Here is a 21,130-nt window from a genome sequence, read left to right on the forward strand (position 1 = left end):
GCCACATTATATTAAAAGCCTAAATTCAATGTCATACCATATGAGCGTTGGATCGGATATCCGCGAAGTGACTCGGGATCCATATCTTTTAAAGTAGACCATGTGCATAAATTACTTCCTTGTAGAGAGATACTGGCTGATGACAATTTGATTTTTTTCAATACAGATACCGGTAAAGCATATCCCACCGATAAAGATTTCAAACGAATAAAATCACAGTCTTTCACCCAAAAAGTGGATGCTTTCCGGTTATTGTCATTCGTATTAGCAATCTTGACACGAGGATAGGTTGCATTCATATTACTTTCAGACCACGTATCTGTAAGATGATATTTCTGAAAACGTTGCAAACTTCCGGATTCTAATGTATACAATTCAGTCAACTGTTGCTGATACCCACTAACTCCTTGAAACATCGCATTCACAAAAAAGCCTTTATACTTTACTCCCAAACGTAAACTCATTGTCATCTCCGGATTTGAAGAATTCTTCACAGCTATTTTATCAATATCTGTAAGTTTACCATCGCCATTCTGATCTTTATATTTAATATCACCGGGTGCAAGAGTAATATTACCTTGTTCATCTTGATCTACCAGATGATTATCAATTTCTTCCTGTGACTGGAAGAGTCCATCGGCTTCATATAACCACCATACCATATAACTCTTACCTACACGACGCCGAGTCGGTTCAAGAGAAGACTCATCTCCATAATCTAAAACCCGGTCTCTGGTTTGTGCCAATGTAAGAGTTAAATCATATTTCACTTTTTGAATGGAATTACGATGTGTCAAAGTCAAATCCCATCCCCATGCTTTTATCTTTGCAAAATTCATGTTGGGTGGATTACCATCTACTCCTGTCGAAGGCGGATACAAATAAGAAGGAGCTACCATAATCATATTGGTACGGTAACGCCAATAATATTCAAATGACAATCCAAACCGATTTCCCCAAAAGCCTAAGTCGGTAGCCACATTGTAATCCCTTGATTGTCCCCACTTTAAATCCGGATTAGGATAAGCACTTGTGTCCATAACAATACCTGGCTTCAGATTCCCTCCAATATTATATCCTTGACGTACAACATACATATATTTCCGCAAATACGAATAGTCGTCTATCGCTCCGTCATCCCCCAATATACCCATAGAGCCTCGAAACTTCACATTAGAAAGCACCGGTTGATCCCAATTCTTAAAAAATTGTTCATTCGAAAGTACCCAAGAAGCAGAAGCTGTAGGGAAAAATCCCCATCGATTGTCAGGGTGAAATTTTGTAGAACCATCCACCCGAAAACTACCTTCAATAAAATAGCGGTTATCATAACCATAAGTGGCACGCCCAATCATTGAAGCACGTTCGCTATACGACTCTTCCCCATTCACTTTGGGAGTAGTAGCACTTCCCATTATCTCCGGATAAATACCCGCCATATCCAAATTTTCTCCAGTCAAATAACGATTGTGATAATCTTGATAATTGATAACCAACAACCCGGAAACATCATGTTTTGCAGCAAAAGTGCGATTATAATTCACCCCAAGCTCCACTAATTTATTATCCACAAAACGATCGGTTTCTTTCAAAGTAATCTTTGCTTTCGGATAGGTAGTTTTATCATCTTCTTTTATCTCTCCGGTCTGCTTGTCATAAGTGTAAAGAGTTACAGGACTACTAAATGTTTTTTGAACAGAATTATTATTATCAAAAGTAGCACGTAAATAGGCGGAAAGCCCCTTTACCCAAGGAATATCGTATTTCAAAGTAGCAGTAATAGTATTCATGTTCATTTTATTACGAACATATCCCCCCGAACCGTCTACAGCTATCAAAGGGTTGCTACTATTTACACTGGCCAACCTACCATCTGTAAACCTAAGTACCTCTACTGGAGAAAAATTATAGGCAGCATCAATCGTAAAATAACTGGTATTCTTATTTTCCGAACGAGTTCCGTTTACATCCAATGACAATACAAGCCCTTTTAATAATGTCGCATCCAGTTTCATTGAATAATTATAGCGATCTCGTCCTACGCCGCTATACAATCCCTTCGTATTGGTATACCCACCAGACATATAATACTTCACGAAATTATTGCCACCACTAACAGAAAGACTATGAATCATGGAATACCCAAACTTATCCAGATAGTCAATCAAATTTTCGTCACCATATACATTAGGATTAGAATGGGTACGAATCATTTCAAGCTGTTCATCGGTATAAGGATTAATACCAACAGCCGATGGTGAGTTTTCCAATGCCCGATTATACAATTTAGCAAACTCATATGCATTAAGAAACTCAGGTAGATTGGTAGCCTGTTGCAAATTAAACTGTCCTCTGTAGTTTACCGATACTTTCTGATTACCGGTAGCACGCTTTGTCTGGACCAGAATGACACCATTAGCCGCCCGTGCACCATAAACAGCAGCCGCAGCCGCATCTTTCAATACGGAAATACTCTCAATATCATCCGGATTCAAATCCGAGAGACGCATTTCTCCTTCAGTCGTATTTGTACCGAAACGAGGTACACCATCAATAACGAGTAAAGGAGCACCATTAATGCCTCTAATATGTATATTCGATTCTTTAGATGAACTCGGATCACCTGTTGTAGACATCACTTGCAAACCTGCAACCTGTCCGTTCAATGCCTCATCCAAATTTATTGTAGGCATTTGTAGAAGTTCTTCACTCCGGACCACTTCTACCGAACTTGTCAAAGATGATTTTTTCTGTGTTCCATATCCTACTACTACAATCTCATCCAATTGTTGAGCATCATCTTTAAGTACAACTTTCAGGTTATTTTCTCCTGGTTTCAACCGGATTTCCTGAGATTGATAGCCTATAAAGGAAATGATCAATATTGCCCCTTTAGCCGGAACCAATAAAGAAAAATTTCCATCCAGATCAGTTATTGTTCCGATATCGGCCCCCTTTATTTTAATATTGGCCCCAACGACGGTTTCACCCGATGTGTCCTGTACTTGCCCTTTCAATGAATAGTTCTGTGTATTCTGTCCCCACACATTATAAGAAAGAAAACACAAACAAACAAATAAGTAAAAGATTCTATTCATATAATTTATTCATTAATTATTTTTCAGTGTACGTTCTATCAGTAATAACTGATAATCATAAAAATCCCGAGTATCGCCAACAGAGGCAGCTCGACGACTCTTATACAACTGAGCTATTTTATTTAAACGTCCTACCATAACCGCTGCCAGTTGTTCTTTAGAAAGTGTCGGCAAGCCAAAATTGATTCGGGTAAATGAATCCCCATTCATATAACTATGACTACAAGGAAGAGACGGTTCACATGTTTGACGCAAAACGTCTTCATAATCAGCGAGAGCAGTAGCAGTCTTCTTCTCAGCAGTTTTGTTCAAACCAGTATAATTGATCATCAATCCGACTGCCGCCGATTGAATATTCATATCTGCAGCAGACAATTTAATTCCTTGATAAGTAGGTTTAAACATTTCAGAGAAAACATCATCCAAATAGGAATTTAATGTATAATTCGCTTTTGAATCTATTTGTCCTCCCTCACTTATACGATATAATGCAGATGAATTCAATAAAGCCCCGACTACTGATGACTGCAACTTATCATTCACATTCATATTTACATCCAACTTAGCAATCAAGTCTTTCGGAGTAAGCCATTCGTTATAAGTGCGAGCCTGATTCAGCAACCATAACACCGCTTTTTTCTGTGTAGCCTTATCTATATAATTTTTTGCTGATGAATCCTCACCCTGACGAACTTCTTGGAAACGAATACCACCGACATAAGGCATTACATGACGCAAATGCCGTGTATATTGCCTTACAACTTCAATATACATATTTTCTACTTCATCATAGCGTGCTCCCTTATCAAAAGTCCACGTCTCTAAATTCTTCATTATGACTTTCAAATTCCGAATAGCCAAATCCCCAGCTTTCAAATGATCATCTCCTAAATCCTCAGACTGGTCTGTCGGATCAACCGTACCAAAAACTTGTTGCGCCCCGAATTCATACATCGGATCAGATTTCTTTTTCTCAATCCAAGCATCAAGTACCGTTTTTTCTTTCTCGGGAGTATCCGCTCCTGGAATAAGGCGATATCCCCAATCAATAGCATATATATCGTATACACCTAAATTCGGCGGTGTTAATTTTACCCCTTTCTCCAAATCTCCCGGTTGAGCAATATAATTATTTCTTGCATAATCCATAATACTGGGAGTGGTTCCATACTTTTGTGTAAACTTCGGACTGCGTAAAGAATCTACCGGAAAAGAATAACTAGCTCCCATATTATGCATCAACCCTAATGTATGTCCTATTTCATGAGCCGCAGCATAACGAATAGCCTCTTGCATCACATCATCATCAAATACCGCTTTACGTACACGATCATCAACAGCAGCAGTTTGCACAAAACGCCAATTATGCAATAAAGAAATAACATTATGATACCATATTACGTCTGCAGTCAGAATCTCCCCTGTACGCGGATCAATATGACTCGGTCCCATTGCATTAGCAATAGAAGTAGCAGCATATTTCACACAACTATAACGCATGTCATCCGGATCAAAATCGGGATTATTACTCGGATAATCCAGTGCTTTCACTACATTTTTAAACCCAGCAGCTTCAAAAGCCATATTCCAGTCTTCAATTCCCTGTTTTACGACAGTACGCCATTTCTCTGGGAAAGCAGTATCTACATAAAATACAATCGGTTTCATCGGTTCCACCAGCTCCCCTTTAAAGTAGCGTTCTAAGTCTTGTTTCTTGGGCTCTATCCTCCAACGATGAATAAAAGTTTGAGGAATAATCTTATCTTTAGAGGATGTGTATAAACTTTTATCTGAACTAAAATATCCCACTCGATTATCCTGTAATCGCATAGCCATCAATGTATCAGGCAAAACGAACAACGAACGATGTACCGTAACTGAATAAGGCTGATTCAACGGAGTGGTAGTAAATGACAACAAACTTTTTATCTCTATGTTATTAGGAAATGTTTTCACACTCAGAATATTAGATGCATCTGCCGCAAAAGTTCCTTTTAATGAATTTCCTCCACCAAATAATTTAGCTAAAGGAGTCTCTTGCTTAATAGGGCTAATACATTTTTCATTTCCACCAAAAAAGGAAGTAACATCTATAACAATATTACCTTGATTACGAGCTACAATCTTAAAGCCTTTCAATACTGGATCTGCAAAATTCTTATTAAAAGCAGATGTGATAGGATCATTCTGGTCTACCATATTACTACTTTGCACCAAATGCATATATACTTTCTGCCCATCTTTGCTGAAACGAATCATCAATGGATTAGTTGCCATTTGCCCTGCCACATAATCATGTGTATTACTTGTTTCTGCAATACGGTTCGTCAATAGATAAGTATGCGAAAAAGCTGAATCTGGAATCTCAAAATACAAATTATTTTCTTTTTTACTCAAAAAAGTAGTAAAAAGCCCTTGCTTAATAACGGCATCTTTAGTGACTTTTTTATAGTCAGCATTCACCGAATCTTTTTTCACTTCAATAGGATTAGTCACCTTTTTTTTATTCTTTTTTCCGGTTGCCGCATAGATACCCTCGCTAACAAAAAGAAACAAGAAAGACAGTAGTATTATCTTTTTCATACAATACATATATTTTTTATCTTTTCCTAATAGTTAATTCACACTCCTATATCCTTTTTCCAATAAAAAGCAATGATAATTCCGCTATTTTATTTTTTTTTCATAGTTTTGCAAAACTAATTAATTTATAATTATTATGGAAAGAAAATTACTATTTTTATTATTATTTTGCATCGCAACAATCGTGAATGCAAAAAGCGAACCTATAATTACATTAAACGTCGAGCCAGACGGATCTGAACGTACACTTGAATTTGAAGTCAGTACCCCAAATACCAAACTATTCATTGATTGGGGAGATGGAACATTAATAGAAACCGATGTGATACAAATGCCAGATCCTTATGCGAATGCCACAGTAGTAGTAGGAATTCCTAAAGGAGAAGGGTTGATTAAAATTTATGGCGAAAACATTGTATATTTCGGATGTACATCCAAAGTAGGTGAAGCCCAAGTCACAGCTGTCGACCTGACAAAAGCAACCGAATTGACTGAATTATACGTAAATACCAATAAACTGTCAACACTTGACATTAGCAAAAACAGAAAATTGCAAAAACTTTATTGTTACTCTAATCCACTCAAATCGATTAATTTATCTGAAAACATTGCCTTAACCTACATAAATTGCAATGATATTGAAACAGAAAGCCTTGATATATCAAAATGTATCGACTTAGAAACTATTTATTGTAACAACAATAAGCTAAAAGCATTAGATATTTCCAAAAACACGAAACTCAAAAGTTTATACTGCCTAAACAATCAACTGAAAAGTATAAACTTTTCCAATAACGCCAATTTAGATTACATATCGGTTAACAACAACCTGTTAACGAGTATAGATGTCACTCCATGTACAGCATTAAGATATTTATATTGTATGGGAAATCAAATCTCGGAAATTAAAGTCGGGAATATTGGAAAAACATTAAATTGCAGTAAAAACAAGCTGACTTTTGCAACATTACCAGCAACAGCAATGGGTAGTTACACATATGCACCACAAGAAGTACTGTCTATTGCAGAAGAAATCGCTATAAACAAAGAATTGGATTTATCTGCACAAAACAATATTAAAGGCATTACAGATAAAGAACAAAAAACTGCATATACCTGGAAAACTGCTGATAATGAAAAAATCTTAGAAGCTGGTAAAGATTATACAGAAAATAATGGCAAGTTTACTTTCCTTACTCTGCAACCGCAACCAGTCTACTGCGAAATGACAAGTGATGCTTTCCCAAAATTTTCAAGCGTTAATGTATTCAAGACTACCCCTATAACAATCTCAAACGCTATAGTAAAAGAACCAATAATAACTCTCAACGTTGAAGTAAACGGAATGGAACGTACATTGGATTTTGAAGTTAGTACACCAGATACCAAATTGTCTATCGACTGGGGAGATGGAGTATTGGTAGAAACCGATGTAATACAAATGCCAGATCCTTATGCGAACGCCACAGGGGTCATAGGAATTCCGAAAGGAGAAGGACTAATTAAAATTTATGGCGAAAATATTGTATATTTCGGATGTGTATCTAAAGTAGACGAAGCACAAGTTACTGCCATTGATCTAACCAAAGCAACCGACCTGACAGAATTGTACGTAAATACCAATAAGTTGTCAATACTCGACATTAGTAAAAATACAAAGTTACAAAAGCTCTATTGTCACACAAATCCGCTTAAATTCATCGATCTATCTCAGAACGTCACATTAACATATCTGAACTGTAATGAAATTGAAGCAGAAAACCTTGACATATCAAAATGTACAGCATTAGAAACACTTTATTGTAATAACAACCAACTAAAAGCGCTGAACATTTCCCAAAATATTAAACTCAAAAACTTATACTGTGTAAACAACCAATTAGAGAGTATAGATTTCTCTAATAACATCAATTTAGATTACATATCAGTCAATAACAATCTATTAACGAGCATTGATGTCACTCCATGTACAGCATTGAGATATTTACTTTGTATGGGGAATCAAATCGCTGAGATAAAAGCTGGAATTATCGGAAAAACATTAAATTGTAGTAAAAACAAACTAACTTTTGAAACATTGCCAGCAACTGCAATAAGTGGTTATACATATGCTCCACAAGAAGCACTAATCATTGCAGAAGAAATTACCACAAATAAAGAGTTAGATTTATCTGCACAGAATAATATTAAAGGTATTACTGATAAAGAACAAAACACTGTATATACTTGGAAAACTACCGATAATGAAAAAATCTTAGAAGTTGGTAAGGATTATACAGAAAATGATGGTAAGTTCACTTTCCTTACCCCACAAATCCAACCGGTTTACTGTGAAATGACAAGTGATGCTTTCCCGAAATTCTCTGGAGTCAATGTATTCAAAACTACTCCCATAACGATCCAAAAAGGAACGGGAGTTCAAAACAACTCACAAGACGACATTATTGTAACAGCTCAAATGGGTAAAGTATATATAGGAGGTTTACAAATAGCAGATAATATTCAAATTTATACCATCATCGGAGAAAAAGTTATAGAAACAAAAGCAAACAACGATGCTATGACATTCGAACTTGCTGGTAATAATTATATTATACTCATTAATGGTAAAGCTCATAAAGTAGTCGTTTTATAAAACGTACCTATATTACAAAATAATCAAAAAGTATATCAAAATCTCTCTCTTAATAAAAGGATGAGGAAACGTCGAAAACCTCTCTGAAAAAAAGGGGATGTCAAAACTCCCCTTTTATCAAAATCACCCTCGCTACAACTGTGAACTGCACTCCTAAAGTTTTGTGTCCAACTTTTGGGGTGCAGTTTAATCCTGTGGCGAGGGTGATTTTTAGTTTATGAGAATTTCGACACACCCTCCATTTTTTATACAAAATCTATTGGAAAAATATCGTTAATATTTCTTACAATATTCATCCAAGTCTTTCATTTAGATCCGAATCACTCTTATTTATCTATTGAACAGCTCGAATGTAAATTTACACCCAACCTGTTTATATTTAAAATTCTCGCTGCTTACAAAAACACCCACATCAAAAATATGCGTACCTATACCATATCCTATTTCCATATACGGATTAAGGTGCGGAACAAACAATGTATTAACATACAGACGTTCGTTTTGAACATAGCGGGTATATTTTATCAAGTGCCGCAAAAGCAGGAAAGGAGCTTCATAAGTGAAATGCGCACGAACATATTTACGGGAAGAGTTATACCAGCGTCCATCCAATAATTGAAAAACGCCGCCAATATCATCATTCCACCCTACGGGCAGGTTACTCCTTGCCAAATTAGCAAAATCGACAAAATAAAGCTGTTCCTGATTCGTAAATGCACCAAGCCCGAAACGATAATAGATATTACGCATAGGCCCCAACGGGACATGGTGTTGAAGATCAAATTCAATTCTCTCATATTCTCCCGTACTTTTAAATACACCTTTGATACCACGCTCGTAGTCAAAAGAGAAAGTAGGAAAAGACGAGTGAAGGTTCAGCTTTCTTTTCCCATTCATATAATAATACAGGCAAGGAGTCCACTCGACACGGATACGAGGAGCAAAGCTTATATATGTATCCTTAAATTTATTCATAAAATCGGGGGTAGGAGGAACTATGGGATTTACAATCACAAACTTCGATTTCTCAATAGCCGTCCTCCTGTGAGCAGAAAAGCCGACACTTAACTCCAACCCGTTGACAATCTCGATACTATGACGGAAATTAAAAAACAAGTCCTTAAAATAATCCAAATGTATCTGGTCAAAATCAAAAATACTATCTGGAATGGCTTTCAACTCATCCAATACGTCACTGCTATAAATACGGTTACCATTACCAAAATTAACATGAATAGCCCCCCTCTTCTGCGGCCAATAATCAAAATCGGCATTTGCCGACCAATAAAATTCCTTACGGGTAAAATTATAACCAATCCGGGGTACAATCCGCAATACTTTATCTCCGGAAAACAACCGGTTGTACTTAAAATCCTGCCGCCAGGAGAAGCCGTTACTACCACTATAACTCAGCAGTAACGGATTTATAATAGGAGAACATTTGACACTACCGACATGGGACAGATCCATGTTAATATCAGATAACAAAAAATCGCCCACCTCCCCCCAAAACACACGACGCCGTGAAGGAGGTTTCGAAACGGAAGTATCTTTCCTTAAAGCATAATCCTCATACAGTTTTTTTTCATCGCTGCTCAACTCGACAGGACGCAAAGAAGCAAAATGGGCACTATCCACCAGCAGAGAGTTCGTATCCGATCTCAATGTATAAGATTCCGTAAGGTCAAACTTCTTTTTTTCTTTACGATACTTACCCCGGTCATTCAACTCGATGGAATTATAATTCAATGAAGCCAGATAACTGCCATCTACCACATTACCCACAAAATTGAAACGGACCTTAAATTCATAACACACAGGCAGAAATTCATTGTCATCCCCCACCTCTCCCATTTTAATGAGATTTTCAAAAGTCAGAAGTTCAGAACGTCCGGAAAAACGTATTTCACGCAGACTCCACACATCAGAACTGACAATCATATATCCTCCCACCAACTGGTCACTTTTCGACTTAGGAATAAAACGTATTTTATAGTGCATATTATCCTGTGTCCCCATGATAGTATCTATCTGGTAACGATAATATTTTTTCGCATTTTTGGCAAGTGGCGAGAGCAGGCGGTCGTAAAGCAATGTAGGAGAATAGGCATTAACATGAAAATATTCAAGCATCGTTGCCTGGAAGCCGCCACTGAAAACAGTACCGTAACCGGCTTTTACCTTTTGATCGTAAATATTGGGAGCTGTGAAATGCAATTCACTATACGATTCCATCAAATACTCACGCACCCCTTTCTGCATGCGAAACATTTTCGGAAGGTAGCGGAACATGAAATTCTTTTTTCGGATATTCAGTTTACCTTTTATATAAAGGTCTGCCCGGTAGTCATTCACTATTTTTTCATAGAAAGGGGTAAAGGTCATCACATTATGCAAGATAGAATCCACAGTGATGGGTTCACTCGTATACAGGTTCAAAACAGAATTGGCTCTTCCTTTCGGTACTAAAAGGAATAAAACCAGAACCAAAATCCATATCAACTTATAGTGTTTCAAAAAAAATCCTTTCCATTACTATGGAACAAATATACTTAAAAACAATGAAAAGAAAAGATCTATCCGGAGATTAACACTGATTTATAAAAAAGAGTTATAGTCAACCTTTGGCTTTGATGAGCTCCGAACGATACACGACAATGTATCCCTTTTATCATGTAATGGAACAGATATCAGGCAACGCGACAAAAAAAACAGCAAAGAAAAATTCCCCAAAGAAAGACATGACGAAACACTTATCGGGTTTGTGCCATTCATCAAGGGGGATTATCTAAGAAAAAAAGATATTTTTCAAAATTACCCCCTAAAATATAGGGGTACTATCAGAAAAAACATATAATTTTGCAGCATCAACCGATAAAAAACAGACCATTTATGTCTAAAATGAGATTTTTCGCTTTACAAGAGCTCTCAAACAGAGGCCCTCTGGAGGTCATCACTCCTTCCAACAAATTATCCGATTATTATGGCAGTCATGTATTCGATCGTAAGAAAATGCAGGAATATCTTCCTAAAGAAGCTTACAAGGCGGTAACCGATGCCATTGAAAAAGGTACTCCTATCAGTCGTGAAATGGCCGATCTGATTGCCAATGGCATGAAAAGTTGGGCTAAATCGCTCAATGTAACTCATTATACGCACTGGTTTCAGCCTCTTACAGACGGAACAGCAGAAAAGCATGACGGTTTTATCGAGTTCGGCGAAGACGGAGGGGTCATTGAACGCTTCTCCGGAAAACTGCTTATCCAGCAAGAACCGGACGCTTCCTCTTTCCCTAACGGAGGTATCCGCAACACGTTCGAAGCACGCGGATATACTGCTTGGGACGTCTCTTCACCGGCTTTCGTAGTAGACACTACCTTGTGTATCCCTACTATTTTCATCTCTTATACCGGCGAAGCATTAGATTATAAAACACCTTTGCTGAAAGCACTCGCAGCCGTTGATAAAGCAGCAACCGAAGTGTGTCAGTTGTTCGACAAAAACGTAACCCGCGTATTCACCAACTTAGGATGGGAACAGGAGTATTTTCTTGTCGACTCCTCTTTATATAATGCACGTCCGGATCTTTGCCTGACGGGACGTACGCTGATGGGGCACTCTTCGGCCAAAGACCAGCAGTTGGAAGATCATTATTTCGGTTCTATCCCCCCCCGCGTCACTGCATTTATGAAAGAGTTGGAAATAGAGTGCCATAAACTGGGAATTCCGGTAAAAACCCGTCACAATGAGGTTGCTCCCAATCAATTTGAATTAGCTCCTATTTTTGAAAATGCCAACCTCGCCAACGACCATAACCAACTCGTTATGGATTTGATGAAGCGCATTGCCCGTAAACATAACTTTGCCGTATTGCTACACGAGAAACCATATAGCGGAGTCAATGGATCGGGGAAACACAATAACTGGTCGCTCTGTACCGACACCGGCATTAATCTTTTTGCCCCGGGAAAGAATCCGAAAGGCAATATGCTTTTCCTCACCTTCCTGGTAAATGTATTAATGATGGTTTACAAAAATCAAGATTTGCTACGTGCTTCTATCATGAGCGCCGGCAACAGTCATCGTTTGGGTGCTAATGAAGCTCCTCCCGCTATTCTTTCTATTTTCCTGGGCAAACAGCTCTCTGCCACTTTGGACGAAATAGTACGCCAGGTAGGAAGCAGCAAAATGACACCGGAAGAAAAAACAACATTAAAATTAGGTATAGGGCGTATTCCGGAAATTTTACTGGACACCACAGATAGAAACCGTACTTCCCCGTTCGCTTTCACTGGAAACCGTTTTGAATTCCGTGCAGCAGGTTCCTCTTCCAACTGTGCTGCCGCCATGATCGCCATCAATGCCGCCATGGCCAATCAGTTAAACGAATTCCGTGCTTCTGTCGAAAAACTGATGGAAGAAGGAATCGGCAAGGACGAAGCCATTTTCCGTTTGCTGAAAGAAACGATCATTGCTTCCGAACCGATCCGTTTCGAAGGTGACGGCTATTCGGAAGAATGGAAACAAGAAGCAGCCCGCCGTGGATTGAGCAATATCTGCCATGTGCCTGAAGCGTTGATGCATTACATGGATAACCAATCCAAATCGGTATTGATAGGCGAACGTATTTTCAACGAAACGGAACTGGCCTGCCGTCTGGAAGTAGAGCTGGAGAAATACACCATGAAAGTTCAGATAGAAAGCCGCGTATTGGGCGATCTGGCCATCAACCACATCGTTCCGATTGCCGTAATCTATCAAAACCGCTTATTGGAGAATTTAAGAGGACTGAAAGAAATATTCCCTCCGGAAGAATATGAAATCATGAGTGCCGACCGTAAAGAACTCATCAGAGAAATTTCACGCCGCGTCACTGCCATCAAGGTATTAGTCAGAGACATGACAGAAGCCCGCAAAGTGGCCAATCATAAAGATAATTTCCAGGAAAAGGCATTTGCCTATGAGGAAACCGTACGGCCTTATCTGGATAATATCCGCGATCATATCGATCATCTGGAAATGGAAATCGATGATGAAATATGGCCTCTGCCCAAATACAGGGAATTGTTATTCACTAAATAACAGCCATATAGCGGAACCTATCGCCCCCTTTATAAAAGTGTATACTTCCATTCATGAAAAGTATACACTTTTATGATACAAGAATATATACTTTCGCCATGTGAAAGTATACACTCCTGCCATCCGCATTTCGACACACAAAATCCACTTGTGTGCAATCTTTTTTTCATTTTGTTCTTTTTCTCATTTTTTCTTTCTACATTTGTGCTTTATAACACAGTTTTGCAGCACTTATGGTAAAGACAAACTTGTCAGACATAGATATCGCGGAAAAACTTTCCGATATGTGGGCTCCTTTGAATAACGAACAAAGAGAGTTCCTGGCGAATAATTTTACTCTACAAAATTATAAGAAGAACGAAGTTATTTATTGCGAAGGTGAAACGCCTACCCATCTAATGTGTCTCCTTAGCGGAAAAGTGAAAATATATAAGGAAGGAGTCGGAGGACGCAGCCAGATTATACGCATGATGAAGCCGACCGAATATTTTGCTTATCGTGCTTTTTTTGCCAAAGAAGATTTTGTAACCGCTGCAGCAGCTTTCGAACCATCTCTCGTGGGATTGGTGCCAATGAGTGCTATCATGACTTTAGTTACTCAAAACAATGACTTAGCTATGTTTTTTATCCGTCAGCTCTCTGTTGATTTAGGAATTGCAGATGAACGGACGGTAAACCTGACCCAAAAACATATTCGCGGCAGATTGGCAGAATCTCTCTTGTTCCTCAAAGAAAGTTACGGGCTTGAAGAAGACGGATCGACCTTAAGCATTTACCTCTCACGGGAAGACTTGGCAAACCTCTCCAACATGACGACCTCCAATGCTATCCGCACCTTATCAAACTTTGCAACTGAACGCCTTATCACAATCGACGGAAGGAAAATAAAAATCATTGATGAAGAAAAGCTGAAGAAGATCAGCAAAATAGGATAATTTTTTTATCTCAATTATATAACTTAACACACATTTAGTACCATGAAAAAAGGATTTTCCTTCTTTCTTTTGTCTCTCCTGTTCATCACCCCCGGATGCAAGGATTCAAAAGAAATCGTGAACGAGTACAACGTCGTTCCGTTGCCCAATCAGATGGTCCCCCAACAGGGACGGTTTGATTTGAATAAAAAAGTAAAGGTCATTACGACCGGTTGCTCACCGGAAGTACAATCGATTGCCGACAGTCTTATCAACCGACTGGCTATGACAGCCGGTATCTCATTGGAGCGGACAGATAAAGAACATACCGGAATTCCTGCCATCACATTCAACACACAGGAAGGATTGCCGCAGGAAGGATATAAGTTATCCGTAACCCCTGCCAATATCACTATTACGGCTTCACAACCCAACGGTTTTTTCTATGCTTTGCAAACACTTTATCAACTTCTCCCCCCGGAGGTTTACGGTAAAGTACGTAACAAACGCGCCAACTGGTCTGTACCAGCCGTCGAAATAGAAGATGCTCCCCGTTTCTCTTACCGTGGAATGATGCTCGATCCATGCCGGAATTTCGCTTCGATAGATTATGTATACAAGTTTATCGACATGCTTGCCATGCACAAGATGAACATTTTCCACTGGCACCTGACGGATGATCAAGGATGGAGAATTGAAATTAAAAAGTTCCCCAAACTGATGGAAATCGGTTCTAAACGAAAAGAAACTTTGGTAGATTACTATTATACCAACTATCCTCAAATCTTTGACGGGAAAGAAGTCGGAGGATATTATACTCAGGAACAGATAAAAGAGGTAGTGGCTTATGCAGCCAGCAAATACATTACGGTCATCCCGGAAATCGAAATGCCGGGCCATGCCATCGCTGCCATAGCCTCTTATCCGGAGCTTTCGTGCACGCCCGATACGACTTATGACGTGACGGGTACGTGGGGAGTATTCGATCAAGTGTATTGCCCCAAAGAAGAAACTTTTGCCTTTTTGGAGGGAGTGCTGGATGAAGTCATAGAACTCTTCCCAAGTGCATATATCCACATAGGAGGCGACGAATGTCCCAAGACATCCTGGAAGAATTGCACACACTGCCAAGAACTTATAAAGAAATTAGGATTAAAAGACGATACGACTCCGAATTCCATTGACGGAAAACTACACAGTAAGGAGGACAAGCTGCAAAGCTATTTCGTTACCCGCATGGAGAAATACCTGAACGGTAAAGGGCGCAACATCATCGGTTGGGACGAAATCCTGGAAGGAGGTTTGGCCCCCAACGCTACCGTCATGTCATGGAGAGGTGTGGCAGGCGGAATGAACGCTGCCAAGTTGGGACACAATGCTATCATGACTCCAAGTCCGTATATGTATGTGGATTACTATCAGGAAGATCCGGAAACAGCACCGGTCACTATCGGCGGATATGTCACCCTTAAAATGACCTATACCTACAATCCGGTAGAAGATAATGCTGATGAACTGGTAAAGAAACACATCATCGGCGTACAGGGAAATGCATGGGCGGAGTACATGCAGACCGACGACCGTCGCGACTATCAGATATTTCCCAAAGCCATTGCCATTGCCGAAACCGGTTGGACACAAAATCAAAATAAAGGCTGGGAAAGTTTCTGCCGACGTATGGCCGGAGAGTTCGAAAGACTGGATATCATGAATGTCAAAGCATGCCGTAATTTCTTTGATGTAAACATTAATACCCACGTAGAAAACGATACGCTAAATGTAGTATTAGAATGCTATTATCCGGATGCGGAAATTCATTATACGACCGACGGAAGCGAACCGACACTTCAATCTACCCTCTATACCGCACCTTTCCCGCTACAAGGAAATATCGATTTGAAAGCAGCCGCTTTCAAAAACGGTAAAATGTTAGGGAAAGTTCGCCACAAGCCTCTCTACGGCAACCTCATCAGTGGAAAAAGCTTCACCGTGACACCTGGTACTGGATGGATAGCCGGAGATACTTTTGGAGAAAACGATCTGTTCGGAGCTGATAAAACAACTTTCGGACTGACTAACGGTAAACGTGGAAACAATGCCTCTTACACTCCGTGGACCAGTTTCGCCATGAACGATCAGCGTACAGAAGTCATATTCACAGTACAACTGGACAAACCGGTACAGATTAGTAAAGTCGTATTCGGTTCGCTGTTCAACCCGGCTTACCGTATCCTGCCTGCCGGCAGTGCAAAAGTAGAAGTCTCCGATGATGGAAAACAGTACCGCGAAGTAGCAACTGCTTCATTTACAAGGCAACTGCCCGAAAAGGGAAGGAAAGCATACACCGATTCTCTCTCTTTTTCCCCTACCGAAGCCGGTTATGTAAAAGTGACCATCCGCAATGGAGGTACCCTGCGCAACGGAATCGATTTCAAAACCGATTCTCCGAAAAAGCTTCTGCAGGCCGACCTCTACATTGATGAGATAGAAATCTATTAAAAAAAGAGATTAAAACGGATTATAAAATTCACAAAAACGGGCTGTGCAACTTTTCATCGCACAGCCCGTTTCTTTTAAATCCTATTTTCTATTTCTTTAATTAAATAAGTCCCTTTTCCGACAAATAACGTTCAGCCTCAATAGCAGCTTTACAACCGCTTCCGGCAGCCGTTATCGCCTGACGATAATGCGGATCGGCCACATCTCCGGCGGCAAAAACACCCGGTATCTTCGTACAAGGCTTGTCGGGTGTCGTTATGATATATCCCACTTCATCCGTATCCAGATAAGGTTTAAAGATATCAGAATTCGGTTTATGTCCGATGGCCAGGAAGAAACCATCGACAGGCAATGTGTAACGTTCCTCATCCGGTTCTCCCCAACGTTTCACAAGGCTCATACCTTCTACACCGTTTTCACCGAAGAGTCCTGTCACATTATGTTCAAACAGCACCTCGATCTTCTCATGATTCCGCACACGTTCCTGCATAATTTTCGACGCACGCAGATAGGGTTTACGAACCACCAAATATACCTTTGAGGCTAATCCGGCCAGATAAATCGCCTCTTCACAAGCCGTATCACCACCGCCGACAACAGCAACCACTTTCTTCCGGTAGAAGAAACCGTCACAAGTGGCACAAGCGCTCACACCCATTCCGGCGTATTTCTTTTCGTCGTCCAATCCCAAGTATTTGGCCGTAGCTCCGGTTGCAATAATCAATGTTTCCGTTTCGATTTCCTTGTCGCCGTCAATTGTAATCTTATAAGGAGCCTTACTCAAATCAGAGGCAGTGGCAATACCAAAACGGATATCCGCACCGAAACGCCCTGCCTGTGCACGTAAATCTTCCATCAATTGCGGCCCGCTGATCCCTTCAGGGTATCCGGGAAAGTTCTCCACGTCTGTGGTTGTAGTCAACTGCCCGCCGGGCTGAAGTCCTTCATAAAGCACAGGAGACAAATTAGCACGTCCTGCATATATCGCCGCCGTATATCCGGCGGGGCCCGAACCTACAATCAGGCATTTCACTTTTTCTATTTCCATCGTTCTATTTGTTATTTTACAATTTACTATTCAAGGTTGAAAAACTACTGTTTATCTCAAATCTATGACTTCGGCAGTAGGGTATTGTTTCTTATCGAACACAAACACAGAGTCAGCCAGCTTTAATCCTGTCTGATACCGGGTGATTGTTATCTCGCTCCGGCTGCCGTCTCTCTGTTCTACAGCAATAAAAACAGGTTCGTAAGTATCTTTCGTCACATAAAGCACAATGCGCGATAAATCCTGTTTCTTATTCGTTGCAGTAAGAACAACCTCGCTGACGGGCGTTCCTCTAAACTTCTTTTCAACTCCCAGTTTATAATCAAAGCCTTTCTTATAAAGATAAAGCAACGCGTAAGGATTCATACCCTGCAATTCTTCTTCCGTAGGAGTACTGATGTTCACCTCATCATTTTGCGTTAAATAGCTCCATTGGGTTTCCCCGTCAAACCAAGAAATTGTTTCAGATGTTTTCAATAGAAACTTCTCCCCCTTCAGTTTTATGTTCCCGATGGCTTTACCTAACGAGCCTCCCTTATTAAAAGCCTCTACAGTAAAATCGGCTTGTACACCGCTGGCCTTCTCAAAAGCAGCAGCCGTCTTATCCAGCATGAGTTTTGCCTGCGCTTGTTTTTGGGCAAACACAGGCAAAGTCAGTAAAGCTATCAAAATGCTAAAAATGTACTTTTCCATTTGTTGTATTAACGCTTACTTATTGTAAATTGTTCAATCTCATTTCCAGGTCGTTTTCATCGATACACAACACATCGCGCGCCTTGCTTCCCTGAGTAGGGCCTACGATTCCTGCTTTCTCCAATTGGTCCATAATACGGCCGGCACGGTTATAACCGATAGAGAACTTACGTTGTATCAACGAAGTAGAGCCTTGTTGATGAATAACAATCAGACGAGCGGCATCCTCAAACAACGGATCGAGACGTCCCATATCCACATCACCCAGATCACTGCCCCCATCTTCACTGACATACTCGGGCAGGAAGAAAGCAGTGGGATAACCTTGCTGCTTCGCTATAAACTTCGTTATCTCTTCTACCTCCGGTGTATCGATAAACGCACATTGCACACGAACCGGATCGGCACCTTGCAGGAACAACATATCTCCCCGTCCAATCAGCTGGTTGGCTCCCGGACGGTCGAGAATGGTACGCGAGTCCATCATAGCCGATACACGGAAAGCGACACGTGCCGGGAAGTTCGCTTTAATCGTACCTGTTATAATATTCGTCGTCGGACGCTGGGTAGCGATAATCATATGGATACCTACCGCACGGGCCAACTGGGCAATACGGGCAATAGGCAATTCAATCTCCTTGCCGGCAGTCATGATCAAGTCACCGAACTCATCGATCACCACGACGATATAAGGCATAAACTTGTGCCCCTTTTCCGGATTCAAACGACGATTGACAAACTTCTCGTTATATTCCTTTATATTGCGCACATGTGCCATTTTCAACAAGTCATAGCGGGTGTCCATCTCCACACAGACAGAGTTTAAAGTCTGCACAACCTTGGTTACATCTGTTATAATGGCATCTCCACCATCAGGCAATTTGGCAAGGAAATGGTGTTCTATCACCGAATAAATACTGAATTCCACTTTCTTCGGATCGACCAGAACAAATTTCAGTTCGGCAGGATGTTTCTTATAAAGCAGCGAAGTAATGATCGCGTTCAGACCGACAGATTTACCCTGTCCGGTAGCACCGGCCACAAGTACGTGGGGCATTTTGCAGAGGTCGACCATAAACACTTCATTTGTAATCGTTTTACCAAATGCAATCGGCAAATCATACGTCGATTCCTGGAATTTCTTACTGCCGATAATACTTTGTCCCGAAACGATTTTCGGATTGGAGTTCGGAACTTCGATACCGATCGTTCCCTTCCCCGGAATCGGAGCAATAATACGGATCCCCAATGCAGAAAGGCTGAGAGCAATATCATCCTCCAGTCCGCGTATTTTGGAGATACGCACCCCTTGTTCGGGAGTAATTTCATAAAGCGTCACTGTGGGTCCCACCGTTGCCTTGATCGTGCTGATCTCAATACCAAAACTACGCAATGTATTGATAATCTTATCCTTGTTTGCATTTTGCTCTTCCATATTGATGGTAGGTTCATTATTTTCATAATGCCTCATCAGGTCAATGGTAGGAAAACGGTAATTCTCAAGATCGAGTTTCGGATTATAAGGCTCCGTCTCCTTGCCACGGTAGTTTTCATCATCATCTTCAGCAACCTCTATTTCAAATTCCGGTTCTTTATCTGCCTGTTTATCCACCGCAGGCAACGGATCGGGAGTTGTTGGTTCGAATGTCATCGTCACTTCCTCTCCTGCCGGCAGTTCATGCTCCGTATTCGCCGGAACAACAAATTCCGGTTCCCGCACATCCGGTTCCTGTACCTCCGGCTCTTTCACCTTTGTCTCTTTCGAAGCAGGTACCTGCTGGAAAGTCCTGTCCATGGAGAATTCCACTTCATGAGGTTTTGGATTGACAAATTCCGGTTTCGGCTGTTGATCGGCAAAAGCCGGTTTATCTTCTTCTGTCTCTTCCTTCTTAGTACGCTTGAGGAAACTAAGAGTAAAAAGTTTACGCAACCATATCACCGTACGTGCACTGACATAAATCAAGAAACAGATGGCTGTCACGAGCAGTATCAGCCACACTCCCGGCTGTCCGACTTGAGAAGTCAACCAATTGGCGACATTATATCCATGCCGGCCTCCCAGATAGATAAATGAATCCTGATAAGTATCCATAAAGGCGAAACCGAAAAATACGGAAAACCAAACAAGCAATAACGAACAACCGATAAACCATTTCCACAACCGGACAATTCGCACACGCATCAGCTTCAAACCGGCCACCGCCAGAAAAACAAGGATAAAAAACGACGATATACCGAAACAGTCGTTAATCAGATAGCTGGCCAGTTGAGCCCCGCGTGAACCGGCATAGTTTTTCACATGATTATTCACCGTCGATAAATCATGCGGATTTCCACTGTCAATAATGCTCTGGTCGGCTGCCCCTGTAAAGAAGAAGGAAGAGAATGCCAACAATAAATATACAGAGAATATCACCAGTACCAACCCGATGACAAAATGAATCGTCTCGTTCTTAAAAAATGCTGTAAACTTATTAGTAGAAGGTACTTTAGATTCCGTATCTTTCTCTTTATCTGATTTCTTTTTTGCCATGAGTATTCTTTTACCTTTATATTATATTAGAGATGCAAAAGTAGT

Annotated in this window: 9 protein-coding genes and 2 pseudogenes; 4 read left to right on the forward strand and 7 right to left on the reverse strand. The window is 40.4% G+C overall.

What is annotated here, in order from left to right; genetic code table 11:
• Positions 1-11: 11 nt before the first annotated feature.
• Complete coding sequence (locus HMPREF1532_RS03745) at positions 12-3,098, reverse strand: SusC/RagA family TonB-linked outer membrane protein (protein ID WP_005925035.1); 3,087 nt, start codon at positions 3,096-3,098, stop codon at positions 12-14.
• A gap of 12 nt (positions 3,099-3,110) precedes the next feature.
• A complete protein-coding gene (locus HMPREF1532_RS03750; RefSeq protein ID WP_025819112.1) occupies positions 3,111-5,681 on the reverse strand; it encodes a zinc-dependent metalloprotease in 2,571 nt (856 codons plus the stop codon).
• 136 nt (positions 5,682-5,817) lie between these two features.
• Between HMPREF1532_RS03750 and HMPREF1532_RS03755 the strand changes: the two genes are divergently transcribed.
• A complete protein-coding gene (locus HMPREF1532_RS03755; RefSeq protein WP_005925041.1) occupies positions 5,818-8,316 on the forward strand; it encodes a leucine-rich repeat domain-containing protein in 2,499 nt (832 codons plus the stop codon).
• A 330-nt stretch (positions 8,317-8,646) separates the two neighbouring features.
• Here the strand turns inward: HMPREF1532_RS03755 and HMPREF1532_RS03760 are convergent, their stop codons facing one another.
• Complete coding sequence (locus tag HMPREF1532_RS03760) at positions 8,647-10,833, reverse strand: DUF5686 family protein (protein ID WP_005925045.1); 2,187 nt, start codon at positions 10,831-10,833, stop codon at positions 8,647-8,649.
• Between the two features lie 375 nt (positions 10,834-11,208).
• On the opposite strand from HMPREF1532_RS03760, the gene HMPREF1532_RS03765 reads away from it, so the two are divergent.
• The 3 genes from HMPREF1532_RS03765 to HMPREF1532_RS03775 all read left to right on the forward strand — a co-directional run bounded on the left by HMPREF1532_RS03765 (position 11,209) and on the right by HMPREF1532_RS03775 (position 16,811).
• On the forward strand, positions 11,209-13,398 hold the full coding sequence (locus tag HMPREF1532_RS03765; protein WP_005925048.1) for a glutamine synthetase III family protein: 2,190 nt from the start codon (positions 11,209-11,211) through the stop codon (positions 13,396-13,398).
• A gap of 233 nt (positions 13,399-13,631) precedes the next feature.
• Positions 13,632-14,333 carry a Crp/Fnr family transcriptional regulator gene (locus HMPREF1532_RS03770; RefSeq protein ID WP_005925051.1) on the forward strand — a complete coding sequence of 234 codons (702 nt, stop codon included), beginning with the start codon at positions 13,632-13,634 and terminating at the stop codon, positions 14,331-14,333.
• Positions 14,334-14,375: 42 nt separating this feature from the next.
• Positions 14,376-16,811 carry a family 20 glycosylhydrolase gene (locus HMPREF1532_RS03775; RefSeq protein ID WP_005925054.1) on the forward strand — a complete coding sequence of 812 codons (2,436 nt, stop codon included), beginning with the start codon at positions 14,376-14,378 and terminating at the stop codon, positions 16,809-16,811.
• Positions 16,812-16,911: 100 nt separating this feature from the next.
• On the opposite strand, the gene trxB is transcribed toward HMPREF1532_RS03775, so the two are convergent.
• The 4 genes and pseudogenes from trxB to HMPREF1532_RS22000 form a co-directional block, all read right to left on the reverse strand.
• On the reverse strand, positions 16,912-17,859 hold the full coding sequence (trxB, locus tag HMPREF1532_RS03780; protein WP_005925056.1) for a thioredoxin-disulfide reductase: 948 nt from the start codon (positions 17,857-17,859) through the stop codon (positions 16,912-16,914).
• A 51-nt stretch (positions 17,860-17,910) separates the two neighbouring features.
• On the reverse strand, positions 17,911-18,552 hold the full coding sequence (gene lolA1, locus HMPREF1532_RS03785) for an outer membrane lipoprotein periplasmic chaperone LolA1 (RefSeq protein WP_005925059.1): 642 nt from the start codon (positions 18,550-18,552) through the stop codon (positions 17,911-17,913).
• A gap of 19 nt (positions 18,553-18,571) precedes the next feature.
• Positions 18,572-20,215, reverse strand: a pseudogene (locus HMPREF1532_RS03790) (DNA translocase FtsK); the annotation flags it as partial.
• A gap of 119 nt (positions 20,216-20,334) precedes the next feature.
• Positions 20,335-21,085 (reverse strand): annotated as a pseudogene (locus tag HMPREF1532_RS22000) (DNA translocase FtsK 4TM domain-containing protein); the annotation flags it as partial.
• Positions 21,086-21,130: the final 45 nt, after the last annotated feature.

This window comes from Bacteroides salyersiae WAL 10018 = DSM 18765 = JCM 12988, from assembly GCF_000381365.1.
Classification (GTDB): domain Bacteria; phylum Bacteroidota; class Bacteroidia; order Bacteroidales; family Bacteroidaceae; genus Bacteroides; species Bacteroides salyersiae.